The following is an 18,123-nucleotide window of genomic DNA, read 5'->3' as shown; positions in this document are numbered from 1 at the left end:
GACGTTCCTTCGAGAAAACAGCGGTTGCGAAATCAGGCCGATGGCACGGCCCGTGCGATTCGAGTGGGACGACCACGATTGGTCGGGGAAACCACACCCTCATGAAAGTCCCAAAGAAGCGCGCACGAACCCGCAAGTTGCCTCCGTGGGTCGGTAGCCGAACCCCCCAACGGAGGAATCCTCGCGCTTTAGCGCGGGGAGGATGTCAATCCTCGACTTTGACGACGACGACCGGGACGTCCCCCGTGCGAATCACCTTGTCCGTCACGCTCCCGACGATCGCTTTGGTCAGTTCGGGGCGGCCGTGCGTCGGCATCACGATGACGTCGACCCCTTCCTCCGCCGCGTACTCCACGATGGTCTGGGCGGGGTCGCCCTCCCGAATGTGGGTTTCGACCGCGATACCGCGCTCCCGGGCCGCGTCCGCGACGGCGTCGACCAGTTCCCGGCCGCGCTCGGTCAGTTTCTCGGCGAGCATGTCGTGGAGGGACGCTCCGGGCGACGCTACCTCGACGACGTGCAGGACGTGGAGGGTCGCGCCCTGGTCTGCGGCCAGTTCGAGCGCGTGCTCGCGCGCCCGTTCCGTACCCTCCGAGGCGTTTATCGGGAAGAGGACGACGTCGTACATGGACCTAGATTGGACGCCGAGGGCGTTAACAGTTCACAGGCGGTACGAGGCGGGATGCCCCGACCCTTGAGGTCGGGGAGGAAGCCGACACCCGATGATACAACCCACGCGACGATGACAGGCCGACCCCCGACGTATAAGTAACGCCGGCCGTATGCGTGAAAATAAGGTGGGATACCGTCGTACCGCCGTCATCAAACTCGACACTCCCGACGGAGCCGACGGCTCCCTTCGAGAGACGGTCGAGCAGTTCAAACACTGCGCCAACACCGCAAGCGAGTGGTGCTGGCACGGCGACGACGGCTACCACGTCACCTGCAAAGCCAGAGCCGAACGCGCCCTCTACGACCGACTCCGCGACGAAACCGACCTGACTGCGAATCTCGTTCAGAAAGGGATTCGCAGGGCGGTCGAAGCCATCAAGAGCGGTGTCGAACGCCTCAAACGTGGTGAGAACACGTCACAACCCTACTTCTCGGCAGACAGCGCGGTGTACGACAAGCGAAGCGCGACGTTCCACCGCGACCACGTTTCCCTCTCGACCGTGGACGGGCGGATCGAGTGCGACTACATCCTCCCCGACGACTCGGAGACACCGCCGACGAAGTACGTCTCCGACGGGGACTTCGAGTTTCGGATGGCCCACCTCCAGTACCGCGACGGTGACTGGTATCTCCACGCCTCGATGCGGAAAGTCGAAGCAGAAGACGAATCGTCTGAATCCGAATCTGAGTCCAAGCACAGAACAGTCCTTGGTGTGGATTTGGGCGTCAACAACCTCGCCATCGCTTCGACGGGGCGATTCTGGTCGGCAGACGAGTTCAACCACTGGCGTCGGGAGTACGAGAAGCGTCGTGGGTCGCTCCAGCAGTGTGGCTCGCGCCACGCCCACGAAACCATCGAGATCGTCGGACAGAAAGAGTACGGTCGGTTCGAGATACACCTGCACACGGTAGCGAACGAACTTATCGAGGAAGCCGTCGAACACGGTTGTTCGCACATCGTGTTCGAGGATTTGACCCACATTCGGGAGAATATTCCCGAGGCGACGTGGCAACACGTCTGGGCGTTCCGACGCCTCTACGAGTACGTCGAATACAAGGCCGAAGAACACGGCGTCGAAGCCGTGCAAGTTGACCCGCGCAATACGTCGAAGCGTTGCTCGACCTGTGGGTTTACCCACGACGACAATCGCCATCGAGAGTCGTTCGCGTGTCAGCAATGCGGGTACGAGAACCACGCCGACTACAACGCCTCGAAGAACATCGGCTTGCAGTATCTCCGTCGCAGGCAAAATGCAGGCGACGGAGGTGCACCCGTAGATGTGCGCTTGAATCGCGGGACGCTGAACGTGAGTGGGGAGTACATCCCCCCTGCCTCTATTGAGGCATAGAACGGGAGTCCACGCGAAAGCCTCGGGGCTTGACCCCGAGGCGATTTACCCGAGAGAGATGTCGAGGTAGAGCATCACGATGGCGCCGAATATCGTTCCGAGCGTCGCGATGCGCTCGTTGCCACTCGCGTGGGTCTCCGGGACGATCTCGTCGCTGATGACGAACAGCATGGCCCCGGCGGCGAACCCCATCGCGTAGGGGAGCAACGCGGTCACCGTCTGGACGGCGTACGCGCCGAGTATCGCGAGCGGTATCTCGACGGCGCCCGAGCGAAGTCCCGCGAAGACGGCGTAGAAGCGCCTGTCCAGTCCGGCGTTGATGGCGGCCACGGACACCGCGAACCCCTCCGGGATGTTCTGGATGCCGATGGCGAGCATGAGCGGGATGGCGGTGCCGAGGTCCCCACTGCCGAACCCCACGCCGACGGCGAGTCCCTCGGGCATGTTGTGGAGCGTGATGGCGAGGATGAACAGGACGACGCCCGTGAGTCGCTCGTCGTCCACCGGCAGGTCGGCGGCTGGATTCGCCGCGTCCCGTCGCCGCCGTCCGGAGAGCAGGTAGTGTGCGTGCGGGACGAGCATGTCCGAGCGGTCGAGAAAGAGCGCGCCGAGGGCGACCCCGACCAGGACCGGGATGGGGTTGCCGTTCGAGTACGTCTCGATGCCGGGGATGATGAGGCTCGTGAAACTCGCAGCGAGCATCACGCCGGCCGCGAAGCCGAGGGCACCGTCCATCGCCCGGTCGGTCGGGTCCCGCCAGACGAACACCAGCGAGGCGCCGAGGAGGTTGAGCGACGCGATGACGAGCCCGCCGACCAGTCCGTGGACGACGGGATTCGTCCCGAACAGTTGCGTGAACAGGTCGCCTACCACCGACGGCACCTCCCGACAACTGGACTCGGCTGCATGTACCGTGCGTTGCAAGCCCTGCTACATTGGTGTTGTTCCTCCCGGCGGCGCCTCCCCGGCCGAGCGACCCATCGCCCGTCGGGTGCTCGTCGACGGCGGTGCGACGCCGTCCCTGGCAGCGACCGCATCACCGGACGACCGTCACGGGCACCCGTGCACGGCGGACCACTCGCTCCGCGACGCTTCCCAGGAGAGCGCGTTCGACCCCTTCTCGTCCGTGGCTCCCGAGGACGATGTGAGAGACGTCGCGTTCGTCGGCGTAGTCGAGCACCTCCCGTACGGGCCGGCCGACGGCCGTGACTGTGTCGAGTTCGCGTCCGCGTTCCGCCGCCAGCTCGGTCGCTATCGCCTGGACGTCGGTCGCCCTCGCCTGGGCGTTCTCGTACCACTCTTCGGCGACGGGGAGTCCGCCCACCTCGACGTCGATGACCGAGTCCATCGGGTCGATGACGTAGATGGTGGTGAGCGCCGCGTCGGGGAAGGTCTCCATCGCGTGCTCCAGGGCGTGCTTCGACAGCGGTGTCCCGTCGAAGGGGACGAGCACCCGCGCTTCCATCACGTGGTACTTCGTCGCCGTTCCCCATGAGCGTGGTGTCGACCGGACCGGGCGTCCGTCGCTCGTCACGGCGGAGTGTTGCAGTGGAAACGAAGGGGTTCACTACCGCCCGGCGGGGGTGCGACCGTCGACCTCAGTCGTCGGTAATCGGCCGGGACGACGTGTCCGACGCCGGTGCCGGCGGTTCGTGGGTGCCGAACTCCGGGTGGGTCTCCTCCATCCAGAGGTACACGATGGCACCGGAGACGAACATCAGAATCGCGGTCAGGTAGAAGGCGGCCACCGGGCTGACGAACTCCATCGAGAGGCCGATGACGATGGCGCCGACGCCGTAGCCGGAGTCCCGCCACATCCGGTAGACCCCCATCCCGGCCGACCGCCACGACGGGTGGGCCGCGTCGCCGGGGACGGTCATCAGGTTCGGGTAGAGCAGCGCCATCCCCAGTCCGGAGACGGCGGCCATGACGGCCCACGGGAGGTACCCGTCGACCAGCACCATCCCGAGGACGCCGGCCCCGGCGACGAACATCCCCACGACGACGGGTGTGCGTCGCCCGATGCGGTCTGCGAGTCCACCGGTCCCGACCTGGAGGAAGTACATCGCGCTGTGGACGCCGACGACGACGCCCACGGCGTCGATGCCGAGGTCCTGACTCGTGAGATAGAGCGGGACCGCGATCCAGAACAGCGTGTCCACGAAGTTCTCGATGTGGCCGGCCTGTGCCGCCGCGAACAGCGTCCTGTCGCCGTAGGTCGCCCGCCTCAGGACCTCGCCGAACGGCAGGTTCGCGTCGTGGTGGTCGTCGTCGCCCTCGGCCCGTGCGTACTGGACCGTCTCCCTGACGAGGAAGATGGAGGCGAGGAACGCGAAGACCACGACGACGGCGAGGAAGTAGAACGGTTCCGGTCGGAACGTCGTCCGGGCGGCGATGGCGCCGGTGACTGCGGCACCGACGGCGACGCCGGTGTAGCCGAAGGCCTCGTCGATGCCGACGGCCAGACCGCGCTGGTCCGGGCCGGCGAGGTCTATCTTCGCGTTGATGGCCATGCTCCACGTCAGCGCCTGGTTGACCCCCAGCAGGACGTTCCCGACGGTTATCCAGGCCCAGTTCGGCGCGTAGATGAGGATGACCGGAATCGGCAGCGCCGTGAGCCACCCGAGGACGAGCACAGGCTTGCGCCCGTACGCCTCGCCCCACTTGCCGGCGTAGAGGTTGAGGAGCGCCTTGACGAACCCGAACGAGACGACGAACGACCCGATGACCAGGAACGACTCGACGCCGAGGACCTTCTCGCCCAGGATGGGAACGACGGTCCGTTCGGACCCCAGCGTCAGGCCGGTCGCGAACACCAGCAGGACGTGCAGCGAGAACTGCCCGAGATGTTCGCGGATGCCCTGTCGGAGGTCTGTCGTCGTACGCATCGTGTTCGTCGTAGCGGGAGCGTCCGAATATAGGTGTTGCCGGTCATGACCGGCACCGTTAATCCCGTCTAGCCGTTTCGGTTCGTATGAGCCTGTACGAGGCCTCGTTCCGGGTGCGACACGAGTGTCCGTACCGGGAGTTCTCCGAACGCTACCCGGACATCACGATTCGCGAGTGGTACGTGAGCGACTGCCAGGTGCTCGAGATAACGGCGGCCGACGCACCGACCGCCGACCTCCGCGACGAGATCGACGACCTCGGGACCGTCCTGCACGAATCGGTCGACGACGACGGACTGCACGTCGTCACGCAGTCCTGTCTCTGTTCGCTCGAGGACACCATCGTCGACCGGTTCGAGGAGCACAACTGCCTGTACCAGCCACCGACGGTCCACCGCCACGGCTGGGAGCACTACACCGTCGTCGCGTTCGACGAAGCCGACGTCGGGGCGTTGCTCAGGGACCTGGACGGGGCCCGCGACGTCGACGTGCTCTCGAAGACCGCCATCGAGGAACAGCGAATCCCCCACACCACGCTGGCACCGGTCGACCAGCTGTTCGACGACCTGACCGCACGACAGCTGGCGGCGCTCCAGTTGGCCCTCGAGAACGGGTACTACGAACAGCCGCGACAGACGTCGCTCCGGGAACTCGCCGCACCGACGTCCGTCGCCCGGTCGACGTTCGAGGAGCACCTCCGCAAGGCCGAGAACAAACTCCTCACGAACGCTGGCCGGTTCCTCCGGATGCTGACCGCGACCTCCGCGGCCAACCCCCTGCAGGCCGACCGGTCGGGCACGTCCGAACAGCGCGCCGACTGAGAGTTCGTGCATACATCGATGCCTTCATACCGCCAAAATGCACACGTCCGTGTATGTACATCGGACGATTCCTGGTCGTCGGTCCCGACGTCGGTGCGTACCGCGTCTCCTCTCGCTCGTTCCCGAACCGCGCAGTCACCCGTCGCGACGAGGAGACGCTGACCGTCGGCCCGACCGAGGACGCCCCGGAGACGGACAACCCCTACGTCTCGTACAACTGCGTCCGGGTCACCGACGAGGGTGCCGTCCTGGGTAACGGGTCGCACGTCGACCCCGTGGCGGAGAAACTCGCGATGGGGTACCCGGCCCGGGACGCACTGGCGACGGCCCTGCTGGCGCTGGACTACGAGAAGGACGACTACGACACGCCACGGATCGCGGGCGTCGTCGGCGACGACTCCGCCTTCATCGGCACCGTCCGTCGCGACGCACTGCTCGTCGAGGAAGTGACCGAACCGACGCTCGTCGCCACGTACGAGGAGGACTCGCCGACCCCGTTCGACTTCGACGCCACGGACGCCGACGCGGCGGCACGTGCCGTCTTCGACGCCCCGTACGAGCACGCCGTCTGCGCCGCCGGCGTCGCCCGCGACGGCGACCGCTTCGAGCTATCGGTTGTCAACGAGTAGTCACTAACTGTCGTCGCCCGGCCACACGCCCCGTTGCATCGCTCGTCGACAGGATAGCGACCTCGTGGGGAGGTATCAATACCATGTATATTCCTGCTCTGTGTTCTTTGTGTCAGACGTTCTTTTCACTTGGTATGCCCGTCCCAGTATCAACGGAGCAACTCGACAGGTTGTTCGACGCGCTGGGCGACCCCCGGCGCCGCCAGCTCTGTGCGTACATGCACACTGCCGACCGGTCCGTGTTCGGCGTCGACGAACTCGTCGACGAACTCCTTCGTCGTGTCGAGACGCGAGCAGACACGCCCGACCGGACGCAGCTCGAGGTGCGTCTCCACCACGCCCACGTCCCCAAACTGACCGAGGCGGGACTCGTGGAGTACGACTCCAGACAGGGGTCGCTCCGGTACCGGGGCGACGAGCGGTTCGTCGACGTCGACTTCATCGACGTGGAGTCGCTGCTGGAGCAGGTCGAAGCGCGCACCGACGCCGGTTCGGCGAGCACGTCCACGTCGGTCGACCGCTGACTGGCGGGAAGGGAACGGGTCGAAGCGCGGGGGTTATAGGGCCAGACGCACTGGTCCCCGGTATGCGGTTCGGCGTCATCTCGGACGTCCACGGGAACGCAGTCGCGCTACGCGCTGTCCTCGACGACATGCCCACGGTGGACGGGTTACTCTGTGCCGGCGACGTCGTCGGGTACGGCCCGTCGCCCGGCGAGTGCGTCGACGAACTCCGGGAGCGCGACGTCCCGACGGTGGAGGGGAACCACGACCGGGCGGTCGTCCGGAACGCGGGGTTCCGGTTCAACGACGTGGCCCAGGCGGGCATCGAGTACAGTCGCGACCACCTCACGGAAACGCAGTTCGACTGGCTCTCGGCGTTGCCCACGGAGCGACTGGCACACGACGGCGACGTCAAGGTCGTCCACGGACATCCCGACGACCCGGACCACTACACGTACTCCAACGAGTTCGGTCCCGCCCTGCTCCACGGCGAGTCGGTGCTGATTCTCGGCCACACCCACGTCCAGGGCCACGAGACGTTCGACGAGGGCATCGTGCTGAACCCCGGCAGCGTCGGCCAACCCCGCGACGGCGACCCCCGGGCGGCGTACGCGATACTCGACCTCGACGACGGCACCGTGGAGGAACGCCGCGTCGAGTACGACGTCGAGCGCGTGCAGACCCAGATACGCGAGGCCGGCCTGCCGGAACGACTGGCGACGAGGCTCGAGTTCGGCCGGTAGCGCGGTCGGACCTCGTCTTACAGCCATCCTTCGACGCGTTCGCCCCGGGGCTACAGCGGCCGGAGTTCGGCCGAGAAGTGGCGAATCTCCTTCATCGGGGGTTCCTCGACTATCTCGAGGCCGGTGACCTCGTCGCGGCGCTCCCAGACGGCGGCGACGGTGTCGACGACGTGCTCGATGTGCTCCTTGTGGTAGGTCCGACGGGGGACGGCCATCCGGACGAGTTCGGGCCGGTCGCTGTCGGGGAACGCGAAACTCCCGAGTTCGACGCAGCGGACGCCGCCCTCGCGGTAGAGTTCGCACGCGAGCGCCTGGCCGGGGAACTCCTCGGCGGGGACCTGCGGGAGGAAGGCGCCGGCGTCGAGGTAGACGGCGTGACCGCCGACGGGTTCGTAGACGGGGACGCCGCGCTCGGCGAGGAGGTGGCCGAGTTGCTGTACCTGCTCGACGCGGTCGGCGACGTACGCCTCCTCGACGGCCTCGCGAAGGCCCACGGCCATCGCCTCGATGTCGCGCCCGGCCATCCCGCCGTAGGTCGAGAAGCCCTCGTAGAGGATGCCCCGTTGCTTGGCGTGCTCGTAGAGGGTCTCGTCGCGGCAGGCGACGAAGCCGCCGATGTTCGCCAGTCCGTCCTTCTTGCCGGACATGACCACCGCGTCGGCGTAGGAGAGCTGTTCGCGGGCTATCTCTGCGACGCTGGCGTCGGCGAACTCGGGTTCGCGCTGGCCGACGAAGTAGGCGTTCTCGGCGAACCGGCAGGCGTCGACGACGAACGTGGCGTTTATCTCGTCGCAGAACTCGCGCACCTCGCGGGTGTTCGCGACGCTGACCGGCTGGCCGGCCGCGGAGTTGTTCGTGATGGTCAGGATGACCGCCGGGATACGGTCCGCACCGTACTCCTCGACGACGGCCCTCGCGGCATCGACCGAGAAGTTGCCCTTGAAGTCGCCCTCGGCGTCGAACTCGCGGGCCTCCGGAACCGGACAGTCGACGGCTTCTGCGCCCTGGTTGGCGACGTGTGCCCGCGTCGTGTCGAAGTGGGTGTTGTTCGGGACGACGTCGCCCTCCTCGAGGATGGTCCCGTAGAGGACGTTCTCTGCGCCCCGGCCCTGGTGTGCCGGAACGACGTACTCGAAGCCCATCACGTCGGCGACGGCGGCTTCGAGGTTCCTGAAGCTCGAACTGCCGGCGTAGGACTCGTCTCCCCGGACGAGTGCCGCCCACTGTTCGTCGCTCATCGTCCCGGTGCCGGAGTCGGTCAGCAGGTCGACGAAGACGTCGTCGGAGTCGAGATTGAACACGTTGTAACCAGCGGCTTCGAGGTTGGCGGAACGCTCCTCCCGTGCGGGGAGGTAGATGCGCTCGACCATCTTCGACTTGTAGGTCGTCACGGCCGTCCCTAGGCCCGAAACCGTGAAAGTCCTAGGTGGCGCTCTCTGGGAATCAGCCGACAGAAGGTCGACCGAGTGTACGAATCAGTGCATCGCGACGCGGGTTCGAACGGGGCGAACCGGCGGACGGGTCGGGACACGAACCGGTGGACCGGTCAGTAGAGTTGCTGCAGTATCTCCAGGGTCTGCTCGCGGTCCCCCCAGGCGACGAAGATGGCGACGCTCGTCGCCGACGTGATGAGGTCGTGGATGTTGATGCCGGCCTCGGCCATCGGCGCGACGATCTCGGCGATGATTCCGGGCTGGTTCGGGAGTTCCCCACCGGTGACCCGGACGACCGCGATGTCGTCCTCGACGGTGACCGACGAGAGCATCTCGTCGTCGATGACCTCGCGGTGGAGGATGTTCTCGGCGCGCTCTGCCTCGTCGACGTCGACGTAGAAGGTCACCGAGTCCATCCCGCTGGCGACGGCGTCGACGTTGATGCCGGACTCCGCCAGCGACTGGGAGAGGCGGTGGAACACGCCGGCCTGGTTGCGGATGGCCCGCCCGGCGACGGTGAGGCAGGCCAGCGGTTCCTCCCGGAGGTCGACGAGGTGCTTGAACTCGCCGGTTATCTGGGTCCCGCCCGAGAGCAGGTCGCCGTGCTGGTAGTGGACGACGCGGACGTCGAGTTCGTCGTCCTTGTACGACAGGGCCGACGGCGCGACCACCTCGGCACCGCGGAACGAGAGGTTCCGCAGTTCGTCGACGGATATCTGGCCGACGTTCCGGGCACCCTCGACGACGTGGGGGTCGCCGGTCATCACGCCCTCGACGTCGGTGACGATGACGACCTCGTCGGCGTCCATGTACCTCCCGAGCATGACCGCGGTCGTGTCGCTCCCGCCGCGCCCGAGCGTCGTGACCGTACCGTCGTGCGTCTCGGCGAGGAACCCCGTGATGACCGGGACGACGTGGTCGAGTTCGGCGGCGAGGGCCTTCGCCCGTCGCGTGGTCTCCTCGACGTCGACCTCGCCGCGTTCGTCGGTGATGACGGGCCACTGCGGGTGGCCGGGTTCGAGGAACAAGGCGTCGATGCCCCGGGCGGCCAGGGCGGCCTTGAGCATCCGGACCGACGTGCGTTCGCCCATGCTGACGATCTCGGCCCGGTCGGCCTCGTCGGCCTCGAAGGTGATGTCTTCGAGCAGTTCGTCCGTCGTGTTGCCCATGGCGCTCGCGACGACGGCTATCTCGTGTCCTTCGCGGACGGCGTTGGCGACCGAGTCGGCGGCCCTGTTGATCCGGTCACCGCTTCCGAGACTCGTGCCACCGAACTTGGCGACTACGCGCATCCGGTCACCCCGGCCGCGTGGTCGGCTACGTGGCGATGTACGTCACTCATGCCCCCACGTAGCCGGGTCGCCGCCATAACTATGTCCCTCCGGGGAAATACCTGCCGGCCTCCGGGAACGTTGGCATGCGGCGTCTCCGGTCGTGTCGTTCCAGCCAGCCGTCAGGTCGCCCGCCGGCGTGTCGGCGCGGCGGTTTTATACGGTCGTGGGACGAACGTACCCGCGATGTACGTGCGTGAGGCGGTCGAGGCCGACGCGCCAGCGATGGCGGCCATCGCGGACACCCCGGTCGACGTGATGCGCAACCTCATCCACGACCGGACGGTACAGGTCGCGGCGACCGAGGACCCGACCATCGCCGACCCCAACGCCGACGTCGAGGACCCCGAGGTGCCGGAACTGCTCGGGTTCGTCAGCTTCGACGCGGCCACCGACGTCGTCTACGTCACCCAGCTCGACGGGACGGCCGACGCCTGCGAGCGACTGCTCGCGGCACCCGTCGGGTTCGCACGGACCGAGGGGATGGACGTGGAACTGCTCGTGACCGACCCGAGCGATCCAGCGGCGGTCGCCGCCGAACGCGTCGGGTTCGAGAAGGACGGCCCGGGCCCCCGGTTCGACCGCCAGCAGACCGTCCGCTACCGGTACGTGACTGGCGATTGACGCCGCGACCGGACCGCACCTGCGAGGTCAGGAGAACTTTCTGACGGTCACGTCCAGCGTGTCCAGGTCGACGATCGGTGCGAACCCGGCGTCGGGGTCGATGTTCACTGACTTCTGGAAGTCGGTCTGGCTCTGCCAGCACCCGGAGTTGATGGCGAGGACGTTGTGGTACTTGCCGAAGCCGAGCTTGTGGACGTGTCCCGTGTGGAAGATGTCCGGGACGTCCTCGATGACGAGGTAGTCCTCCTCCTCGGGGGCGAGTCGGGTGTGGCCGCCGTACTGGGGCGCGACGTGGCGCTTCTTGAGGAGCTGGTACATTGCCCTGTGCGGTTCGTCGTAGCTCGCGGTGTCTTCCGGCGTCTCGGCGATGACCTCGTCCAGGGAGACGCCGTGGTACAGCAGCACGGAGACGCCGTCGATGGTGACCGTCGAGGGGTTGCTGACGATGCGTGGGTCGTGAGCCGACATGATGTCCCTGAGTTCCTCGTCGAACCCGGGTTGCGGTTCCGCGAGTCGGACCGCGTCGTGGTTGCCCGGAATCATGACGATCTCGAGGTCCCCGGGAACCTGCTTGAGCTTCTCGTTGAACGTCTCGTACTGGTCGTATATGTCGACCACGTCGAGTTCCTCGTCCTGGTTGGGGTAGACGCCTACGCCCTCGACCATGTCGCCGGCGATGAGCAGGTACTCGACGTGTTCGGCCTCTGCCGTGGACAGCCAGTCGGTGAACAGGTCCCACTCCTCGGCCATGAACTCCTGACTGCCGACGTGGACGTCCGAGATGAGCGCCGCCTGCACGTGCCGGTCGGCGTAGGAGGGTTCGTACGTCCGGGGGACGTCGGGGAAGTGCATCGTGTCGACGAAGACGATGCCGGCGTCGTCCGAGAGGGTCCCCTCGACGGCGATCACCTCGTCGAACAGGAGTTCCTCGACCATGCCGGCGATGTCCCGGTCCTTCATGACGAGACAGGGGAACGTTCCTTTCGTGTCCTCGAGTTCGACCAGCCAGTGGCCCGAGGCGGTCGACCGGACGTCGTTGACCATGCCGACGAGCGCCACCTCGCTTCCACCCGGCATGGTGGCGATGGCGTCGGTCGGCCGGTGGTTGACCCGGCCCCGTAGCTTGCCCCCGAGTTTGTCGTAGCGGTCCCGGAACACCTTGACGAAGTCGCTGTACTCGCCGGTTCCGGTGCTCCGGCCGGTCATGTCTCCGTCGATGCTGACGGACTGCAGTTCGGGGTCGACCGACCGCCCGAACGACCCCTTCGTTTCGACTGGAGATTCGGCGGCGGTATCGCGTCCAGTCGAATCGGTTCGGGTGCCCTCGGTTCCAGTCGAAACAGAGGGGTTCGGCGCGGAGGTATCGACGTCGACTTCACCTCCCCACGTCGCCCCGTCATCACCGGGTTCTCCCCGTGTCTCACCGCTCCCACGACCGTCTTCCCGGCCCGTCCTGCCGCCGTCGCGGTCGCGAACGTCGCGGACGTCGGCGGCCGTCACCTTCAGCGCACCGTCCGGTTTCGCGTCGACGACGGCAGCGAGCGTCGCGGCGGGGTCCTCGGCCGCGGCGATGAGCGTCACGGCCTCTCGTTCGGCGTTGTACCCCCTGCTCGCGAGTTCGCTGACGATGCGGGCGGGGGCCTCCTGTGGCACATCACGTCCCACCACTCGCCCGGTCAAAAGCGTGCCGAAACGACCGACCGTGGCGTGCCGAAATGACCGCCCGAGGCATTCCGAATCGGCCGACCGTGGCGTGCCGAAACGACCGACCGTGGCGGTCGACCTCCGGCCACCGTCCAACAGAAGGTTGATTGGGAGGGCCACCTAACCGTCGCTCAGATGACCGGACCCGGTACCGACGACGAGTCGGGCGTCCCCAGCGACGCCGACGCATCGCAGAGTTCGGCCAGAACGCCGAACGGGGGAGCCGTTTCCGGTGACGTCCACTCGACCCGGACCGGTGACGGACGGACCGGCCGACCGGACGGTCCACCAGTTTCCGGCGCCGCCGACGGGTCAGGGGAGTTCGACGGCCCCATCGACTGGTTCTTCAACACCGACGACTCGCTCGTCGTCACCATCAGGGACGTGACGAGCAGCGTCGCCACCGTCGTCGTCATCGGCCTCGTGCTGTTCGCGGTCAGCGGTATCTGGCCGCCCCTCGTCGCCGTCGAGAGCGGGAGCATGGAGCCACACATGCACAAGAACGACCTCGTGTTCATCGTCGACGAGGACAGGTTCACGTCCGCCGCAGCGATCGAGGGGACCGGCGTGGTGACCCACGAGAGGGCCGAAGCGACGACCGGATACTGGAGTTTCGGTGACTACGGCAACGTCGTCATCTACCAGCCGGACGGCAGCCAGGCCAGGACGCCGATAATACACCGCGCGATGTTCTACGTCGAGGAGGGCGAGAACTGGTACGACCGGGCGAACCCGGACTACCTCCGCGAGGGGACCGACTCCTGCCGCGAGGTGAGCAACGACGCCTGTCCCGCCCCCTACGACGGGTTCATCACGAAAGGCGACAACAACCAGTACTACGACCAGGTCGGTTCGCAGAGTAGCACCGTCAAACCGGAGTGGATTCAGGGGAAAGCCAAGGTCCGAATCCCGCTGCTCGGGTGGATACGCCTCCAGTTCGCGAAGTTCGCGACGGTGCTCGCCACCACCGGTCCCGTCGGCATCGAGGCCCTACGACTGCAGCTCGGACTCGTGACTGCGGGCGTCGGCGTCGTCGTCTCGCGACGGCGTGGCCTCCTCTGAGACCGGTCCCGGTAGCGTCCGTCGATTCCACTCCTCGTGCATTCGAATCCGAGGATGGTCGTCGACTCCCGCTACCTGTCGACTCCCGCTACCTGTCGACTCCCGCTACTTGTCGAACCTGGCCTGGACGAACGGCTGGACGTCCTCGATGTCCCCGAGTCGGGAGTCGCTCAGGAGGACGGCCTCCGTCTCCTCGATCGGGACCGACAGCGAGATCTCCTTCGTCCGGCCGTACCGACCCTTCGAGACGACGACGGCGTTGACGATGCCGAGCATGTCGAGTTCGGAGATGAGGTCCGTGACGCGACGCTGGGTCAGGACGTCGGCGTCGATCTCCTCGCAGAGACGCTTGTAGATGTTGAACACCTCGCCGGTGTTGATGTTGCGGACGCCGTTCTTCTCCAGGAGGATGATGGCGAACAGGACGAGTTTCGACTGCGTCGGGAGCGTCCGCACCACCTCGACGACGCGGTCGAGTTCGATCTTGTCCTGGGCCTTCCTGACGTGATCCTCGTCGACCAGTTCGGACTGCGAGCGCTCCGCGAGTTCGCCGGCCGTGCGTAACAGGTCGAGCGCGCGGCGCGCGTCGCCGTGTTCCTGCGCCGCGAAGGCCGCACACAGCGGGATGACGTCCTCGGTGAGCGCATCGGGTTCGAACGCGACGTCGGCGCGGTGCTGGAGGATGTCCCGCAACTGGTTCGCGTCGTAGGGCGGGAAGACGATCTCCTCCTCGCCGAGGCTGGACTTGACGCGGGGGTCGAGGAAGTCGGTGAACTTCAGGTCGTTCGAGATACCCATGATGGAGACCCGCGAGTTCTCCAGTTCCGAGTTCATCCGCGAGAGGTTGTAGAGGGTATCGTCGCCGGACTTCTCGACGAGTTTGTCTATCTCGTCCAGCATGATGACGACGACGCGTTCCTCGTAGTCGACGGCGTCGAAGAAGACGCTGTAGACGCGGTCGGTCGGCCACCCGGTCATCGGGACGTCCTCGAACTCGTCGGCGTCGGCCTCGAGTTCTTCGATGCGCTCGCGGACGCCCGCGGGCGAGTCGAACTCGGTCCCGGCCAGGGCCTCTGCGGTCGACCCGTCACCGGTCGCGGCGTCGAGGAGGGCACCGAGTTCGTCGAGACGGTCCTCGATGAACGCCTCGTTCTCGTCGATGAACTTGTTCGCGAGCTGGGCCAGCACCCGATACTGGGTGTCGGTCACCTCGCAGTTGATGTACTCGACGGAACACGGCACCTCGTACTTCTGGGACGTGCTCTCGAGTTCGTTCGAGACGAACTTCGCGCTGGCGGTCTTTCCCGTCCCGGTCTTCCCGTAGATGAGGATGTTAGACGGCGTCTCCCCGCGCAACGCGGCGACCAGGATGGTCGCCATCTTGTTTATCTGTTCCTTGCGATGCGGCAGTTCGTGCGGTGTGTAGGACGGGCGGAGGACCTCCTTGTTCTCGAAGATCGGCTCGCCGCTCATGAGGTCGTCGAACAACCCCTGCGACGCTTCGTCCGCGTCGTCCTCGTCGAGGACCACGTCGTCGAGGTCGACGCTGAAATCCCGCGAACTCTCTCCGTCGGCACGTAGGCTATGCCGAGTCGCGTCCGTGTCCGCGTCTTCGTTATCAGACATCGATTCAGTGTACCCCCTCCGTTTCGACTGGAAACCGAAACGGAGACCCATGTTAACGGACGCGTAACCGCCAAAAAATCGGCCATCTCGCGACCGACCTGGCGTTGACCCGTCCAGTTGATGCAAACGAACCAGATGAAGACAAGGCTATTAATAGTTACTCTTCCGCGATGGCGTTCAGTGATACGACCCGGGAAAGAAAGGCGCTAGAGCGCCTGAGACAGCCGTCTATCGGACGTGACATCGACGAAACTCCTCTCCCTCGTGCGAACACACGCACGTTTCATCTCGACAGCGTCTGGCCGGTCGTCAGTAGCCAGATGTCGTCTTCCGTACGACTGGATTCGGTGGTTCTCGGAGTTCGGTGGAACTGCGGGAGTCTCTACGGGAGTGAGCGAGGTCGTTCGGGTACATACGAGAGCGAGGCCGTTACGTCCAGCACGGCAGCCACGTGGTCCGTGACCGCTGTTCTGGTCTGAGAATGCTGTTCTGGTCTGTGACTGTTGTTCCAGTGTGACCACCGACTGTCAATCACGTCCCGTGCTAGCACGGCCGGGGATGGGAAACCTCCGTCGGACCGACCGACCGGGAGCGTCGAGGGGCCCTCGACCTGTTTCGACGGAGACGGGAACGCGAGATCGGGTCACCGTGACAGCCCTGACCAGAGCCAGCCGGACGGGCTCGGTTTCCGAATGGGAGAGACTCGAACTGGACGGGCTCGAGCTGACTGAATCGAGCCGACAGACTCGAACTACCACGACTGCGTGCACCCGAAGCGATGGGGTTCGGCGACCCCACTTCGACCTCCGTATCGACGGTGCTGGACACGAAGTAAGGGGGAGGTGGCCAGAGACGATGGTTCTCGTGGCGGTAGAACCGGGTGGAGTGGCACGATGATGGTCGATGTGTGGGTGCCGTGTGAGATGTTGTCAGTAGACGGTGGACCCCCCCACCCCTTCGTTTCGGGTGGAACGGTGTGGAGGGTGGGGTGGGGGTGGCGTGGTTCTAGCGACGGGAATCTTTATTACCCCTCCGCTCAAACAATAACCGTAAGACAGAGTAATATCAAATTGTTCTAGTTGCTAGTTATATGTTAATCTAGACGTGGCGCGTTTCTTCTAGTGATTCTAGCAGGAAACCGTCCGGTTCCACCGACCCCCACCCACACCCCCGCCCGCTCCAGTTGAAACGAAGGGGTGGGGGAGGGGCTAGACGGTTGCTAGCCCATCTCATCCGGGGTCCGTGGAACCGCTTCGATTCTACGGGAGGGGTCGTTTCGGCTCCATGGAACCGCCTCGGCAGTCGGTCGAACCCACCGGGCACGAGCAGACGGGGTACGGTTCCCGGTCCGAGCAACCGAACAGTTCGACGGTCGAGAGACCACCACGGCTGATCGGCCACGGTAGCTGGGTGAATCACGACAGCCGAATGAATCACGACCCGAGTGGATTACGACGATTCGCGACGAAGCACCTCTCTTCCGAAGACGGGACCGAGTCGAAATCGACCACGCCACTCCGTAGCGAACGTCGACGAGTGAGGGGGATCACCTCGACGCTACCCAGGACCGCCTCGACGCCGCCGAGAACCACTCCAACGCCACCGAGAATCACCTCGACTCAGCCGCAACCCCTTCGTTTCACCTCGAATAGTACTCCTCGAACAGTACTCCTCGAACAGTACTCCTCGAACAGTATTCCTCGAACAGCACACCCTCTGACGTTCGCTCACCCAGCTTCGCGTCTCGTCTGCTTCGAATGCGCGTCAGTACGTTCGTACTTCCAGGACGGCCGATTCGGAAGTCGTCCCTCCAGGTAACCGACGTAGCGAACTGGCCGTTCGGTGTAGTGACACACCGGACTATCGACGTGGTGGAACGAACGGCCAGAAGCTACAAGCGGAAGCACGACGCAGTCGTTCTCCCCCAATGTTTCCACTGGAGATTGGACCGAATCGTGGTACGATTCCCGATATATTCGACCTTCACTTAAGTGTGTCTGACGTACGCTTAAGTGAGTTCGGTTCGGTACTATGGCCAGACGCACGTGAATCGCCGGCCACTCGGTGCGCGTGTGGGAGGATAGAATAGGATGGGACTCATTTCAGGACTCAAAGATAGCCTTCAGCGCGTACGAGAAGCCCTGTTCACAGAGGACGAGCAGCACCGGCGGATCGGTATCTACGGGCCCCCGAACGCCGGAAAGACCACGCTGGCGAACCGGATTGCCAGGGACTGGACCGGGGACGCGGTCGGCCCGGAGAGCCACGTCCCACACGAGACCAGGCGGGCACGTCGGAAGGAGAACGTCGAGATCGAACGGAACGGGAGTACGGTGAACATCGACATCGTCGACACGCCCGGCGTGACGACGAAGGTCGATTACGAAGAGTTCCTCGACTACGAGGATTTCGACAAGGACGAGGCCGTCCGTCGCTCTCGCGAGGCCACGGAGGGCGTCGCCGAGGCCATGCACTGGCTTCGAGAGGACGTCGACGGCGTCGTCTACGTGCTGGACAGTACGGAGGACCCGTTCACGCAGGTGAACACGATGCTCATCGGCATCATCGAGTCGCGGGACCTCCCGGTGCTCATCTTCTCGAACAAGATAGACCTCGAAGATTCGAGCACGAAACGTATCGACGACGCGTTCCCGCAGCACGAGACCGTTCCACTGTCCGCCCTCGAGGGTGACAACATGGACGAGGTCTACGACAAGATTGCGGACTACTTTGGGTGA

Annotated in this window: 16 protein-coding genes and 1 pseudogene; 9 read left to right on the top strand and 8 right to left on the bottom strand. The window is 65.3% G+C overall.

Annotation, left to right across the window (positions count from 1 at the left end):
- A pseudogene (locus ACSC1W_RS14975) lies at positions 1-157 on the top strand (IS200/IS605 family transposon protein TnpB); the annotation flags it as partial.
- A 48-nt stretch (positions 158-205) separates the two neighbouring features.
- Here ACSC1W_RS14975 and ACSC1W_RS14970 read toward each other — a convergent pair.
- Positions 206-628 (bottom strand): universal stress protein, encoded by a 423-nt coding sequence (locus tag ACSC1W_RS14970; protein WP_435348345.1) that lies wholly within the window; start codon positions 626-628, stop codon positions 206-208.
- A 169-nt stretch (positions 629-797) separates the two neighbouring features.
- Between ACSC1W_RS14970 and ACSC1W_RS14965 the strand changes: the two genes are divergently transcribed.
- Positions 798-2,021: an RNA-guided endonuclease InsQ/TnpB family protein gene (locus tag ACSC1W_RS14965; protein ID WP_435348344.1), complete on the top strand. Its 1,224-nt coding sequence runs from the start codon at positions 798-800 to the stop codon at positions 2,019-2,021.
- Between the two features lie 45 nt (positions 2,022-2,066).
- On the opposite strand, the gene ACSC1W_RS14960 is transcribed toward ACSC1W_RS14965, so the two are convergent.
- From ACSC1W_RS14960 to ACSC1W_RS14950, 3 genes are all read right to left on the bottom strand, one after another.
- On the bottom strand, positions 2,067-2,894 hold the full coding sequence (locus ACSC1W_RS14960; RefSeq protein ID WP_435348343.1) for a ZIP family metal transporter: 828 nt from the start codon (positions 2,892-2,894) through the stop codon (positions 2,067-2,069).
- A gap of 163 nt (positions 2,895-3,057) precedes the next feature.
- A complete protein-coding gene (locus ACSC1W_RS14955; RefSeq protein ID WP_435348342.1) occupies positions 3,058-3,486 on the bottom strand; it encodes a universal stress protein in 429 nt (142 codons plus the stop codon).
- Positions 3,487-3,619: 133 nt separating this feature from the next.
- Complete coding sequence (locus ACSC1W_RS14950) at positions 3,620-4,909, bottom strand: MFS transporter (RefSeq protein WP_435348341.1); 1,290 nt, start codon at positions 4,907-4,909, stop codon at positions 3,620-3,622.
- Between the two features lie 86 nt (positions 4,910-4,995).
- Here ACSC1W_RS14950 and ACSC1W_RS14945 point away from each other — a divergent pair, with 86 nt between their 5' ends.
- From ACSC1W_RS14945 to ACSC1W_RS14930, 4 genes are all read left to right on the top strand, one after another.
- The gene (locus ACSC1W_RS14945) at positions 4,996-5,730 is read left to right on the top strand and encodes a helix-turn-helix domain-containing protein (protein WP_435348339.1); all 735 of its coding nucleotides are present in this window, start codon (positions 4,996-4,998) and stop codon (positions 5,728-5,730) included.
- 53 nt (positions 5,731-5,783) lie between these two features.
- Positions 5,784-6,359, top strand: a complete 576-nt coding sequence (locus tag ACSC1W_RS14940) for an IMP cyclohydrolase (protein WP_435348338.1) — start codon at positions 5,784-5,786, stop codon at positions 6,357-6,359.
- 134 nt (positions 6,360-6,493) lie between these two features.
- Positions 6,494-6,883, top strand: coding sequence for a DUF7344 domain-containing protein (locus tag ACSC1W_RS14935; protein ID WP_435348337.1), 390 nt, complete (start codon positions 6,494-6,496; stop codon positions 6,881-6,883).
- A gap of 62 nt (positions 6,884-6,945) precedes the next feature.
- Positions 6,946-7,605, top strand: coding sequence for a metallophosphoesterase family protein (locus ACSC1W_RS14930; RefSeq protein ID WP_435348336.1), 660 nt, complete (start codon positions 6,946-6,948; stop codon positions 7,603-7,605).
- 50 nt (positions 7,606-7,655) lie between these two features.
- Here ACSC1W_RS14930 and ACSC1W_RS14925 read toward each other — a convergent pair whose 3' ends face one another.
- Both ACSC1W_RS14925 and ACSC1W_RS14920 read right to left on the bottom strand, forming a co-directional pair.
- Positions 7,656-8,996, bottom strand: a complete 1,341-nt coding sequence (locus ACSC1W_RS14925; RefSeq protein ID WP_435348335.1) for a tryptophanase — start codon at positions 8,994-8,996, stop codon at positions 7,656-7,658.
- A 155-nt stretch (positions 8,997-9,151) separates the two neighbouring features.
- Positions 9,152-10,330, bottom strand: coding sequence for an aspartate kinase (locus ACSC1W_RS14920; RefSeq protein WP_435348334.1), 1,179 nt, complete (start codon positions 10,328-10,330; stop codon positions 9,152-9,154).
- Positions 10,331-10,555: 225 nt separating this feature from the next.
- On the opposite strand from ACSC1W_RS14920, the gene ACSC1W_RS14915 reads away from it, so the two are divergent.
- Entirely contained in the window at positions 10,556-10,993 is a 438-nt protein-coding gene (locus ACSC1W_RS14915) for a hypothetical protein (protein WP_435348333.1), read from the top strand.
- Between the two features lie 27 nt (positions 10,994-11,020).
- On the opposite strand, the gene ACSC1W_RS14910 is transcribed toward ACSC1W_RS14915, so the two are convergent.
- Complete coding sequence (locus ACSC1W_RS14910) at positions 11,021-12,646, bottom strand: DNA-directed DNA polymerase II small subunit (protein WP_435348332.1); 1,626 nt, start codon at positions 12,644-12,646, stop codon at positions 11,021-11,023.
- Between the two features lie 186 nt (positions 12,647-12,832).
- Here ACSC1W_RS14910 and ACSC1W_RS14905 point away from each other — a divergent pair, with 186 nt between their 5' ends.
- Positions 12,833-13,759, top strand: coding sequence for a S24/S26 family peptidase (locus tag ACSC1W_RS14905; protein WP_435348331.1), 927 nt, complete (start codon positions 12,833-12,835; stop codon positions 13,757-13,759).
- Positions 13,760-13,864: 105 nt separating this feature from the next.
- On the opposite strand, the gene ACSC1W_RS14900 is transcribed toward ACSC1W_RS14905, so the two are convergent.
- Positions 13,865-15,436, bottom strand: coding sequence for a Cdc6/Cdc18 family protein (locus ACSC1W_RS14900; protein ID WP_435348330.1), 1,572 nt, complete (start codon positions 15,434-15,436; stop codon positions 13,865-13,867).
- Positions 15,437-17,475: 2,039 nt separating this feature from the next.
- Between ACSC1W_RS14900 and ACSC1W_RS14895 the strand changes: the two genes are divergently transcribed.
- Complete coding sequence (locus tag ACSC1W_RS14895) at positions 17,476-18,123, top strand: Era-like GTP-binding protein (RefSeq protein ID WP_435348329.1); 648 nt, start codon at positions 17,476-17,478, stop codon at positions 18,121-18,123.

Source organism: Haloarchaeobius marinus, from assembly GCF_051207415.1.
Classification (GTDB): Archaea; Halobacteriota; Halobacteria; order Halobacteriales; family Natrialbaceae; genus Haloarchaeobius.
Note: the sequence above shows the minus strand (reverse complement) of the source record. Positions and strands in the feature narration are given on the sequence as shown.

Bases quoted from the DNA above. Each gene is read 5' to 3' on its own strand.
- ACSC1W_RS14915 (WP_435348333.1), top strand. From the start codon at position 10,556: ATGTACGTGCGTGAGGCGGTCGAGGCCGACGCGCCAGCGATGGCGGCC.
- ACSC1W_RS14945 (WP_435348339.1), top strand. From the start codon at position 4,996: ATGAGCCTGTACGAGGCCTCGTTCCGGGTGCGACACGAGTGTCCGTAC.
- ACSC1W_RS14905 (WP_435348331.1), top strand. From the start codon at position 12,833: ATGACCGGACCCGGTACCGACGACGAGTCGGGCGTCCCCAGCGACGCC.
- ACSC1W_RS14940 (WP_435348338.1), top strand. From the start codon at position 5,784: ATGTACATCGGACGATTCCTGGTCGTCGGTCCCGACGTCGGTGCGTAC.
- ACSC1W_RS14970 (WP_435348345.1), bottom strand. From the start codon at position 628: ATGTACGACGTCGTCCTCTTCCCGATAAACGCCTCGGAGGGTACGGAA.
- ACSC1W_RS14935 (WP_435348337.1), top strand. From the start codon at position 6,494: ATGCCCGTCCCAGTATCAACGGAGCAACTCGACAGGTTGTTCGACGCG.
- ACSC1W_RS14920 (WP_435348334.1), bottom strand. From the start codon at position 10,330: ATGCGCGTAGTCGCCAAGTTCGGTGGCACGAGTCTCGGAAGCGGTGAC.
- ACSC1W_RS14900 (WP_435348330.1), bottom strand. From the start codon at position 15,436: ATGGGTCTCCGTTTCGGTTTCCAGTCGAAACGGAGGGGGTACACTGAA.
- ACSC1W_RS14895 (WP_435348329.1), top strand. From the start codon at position 17,476: ATGGGACTCATTTCAGGACTCAAAGATAGCCTTCAGCGCGTACGAGAA.
- ACSC1W_RS14950 (WP_435348341.1), bottom strand. From the start codon at position 4,909: ATGCGTACGACGACAGACCTCCGACAGGGCATCCGCGAACATCTCGGG.
- ACSC1W_RS14930 (WP_435348336.1), top strand. From the start codon at position 6,946: ATGCGGTTCGGCGTCATCTCGGACGTCCACGGGAACGCAGTCGCGCTA.
- ACSC1W_RS14955 (WP_435348342.1), bottom strand. From the start codon at position 3,486: ATGGAAGCGCGGGTGCTCGTCCCCTTCGACGGGACACCGCTGTCGAAG.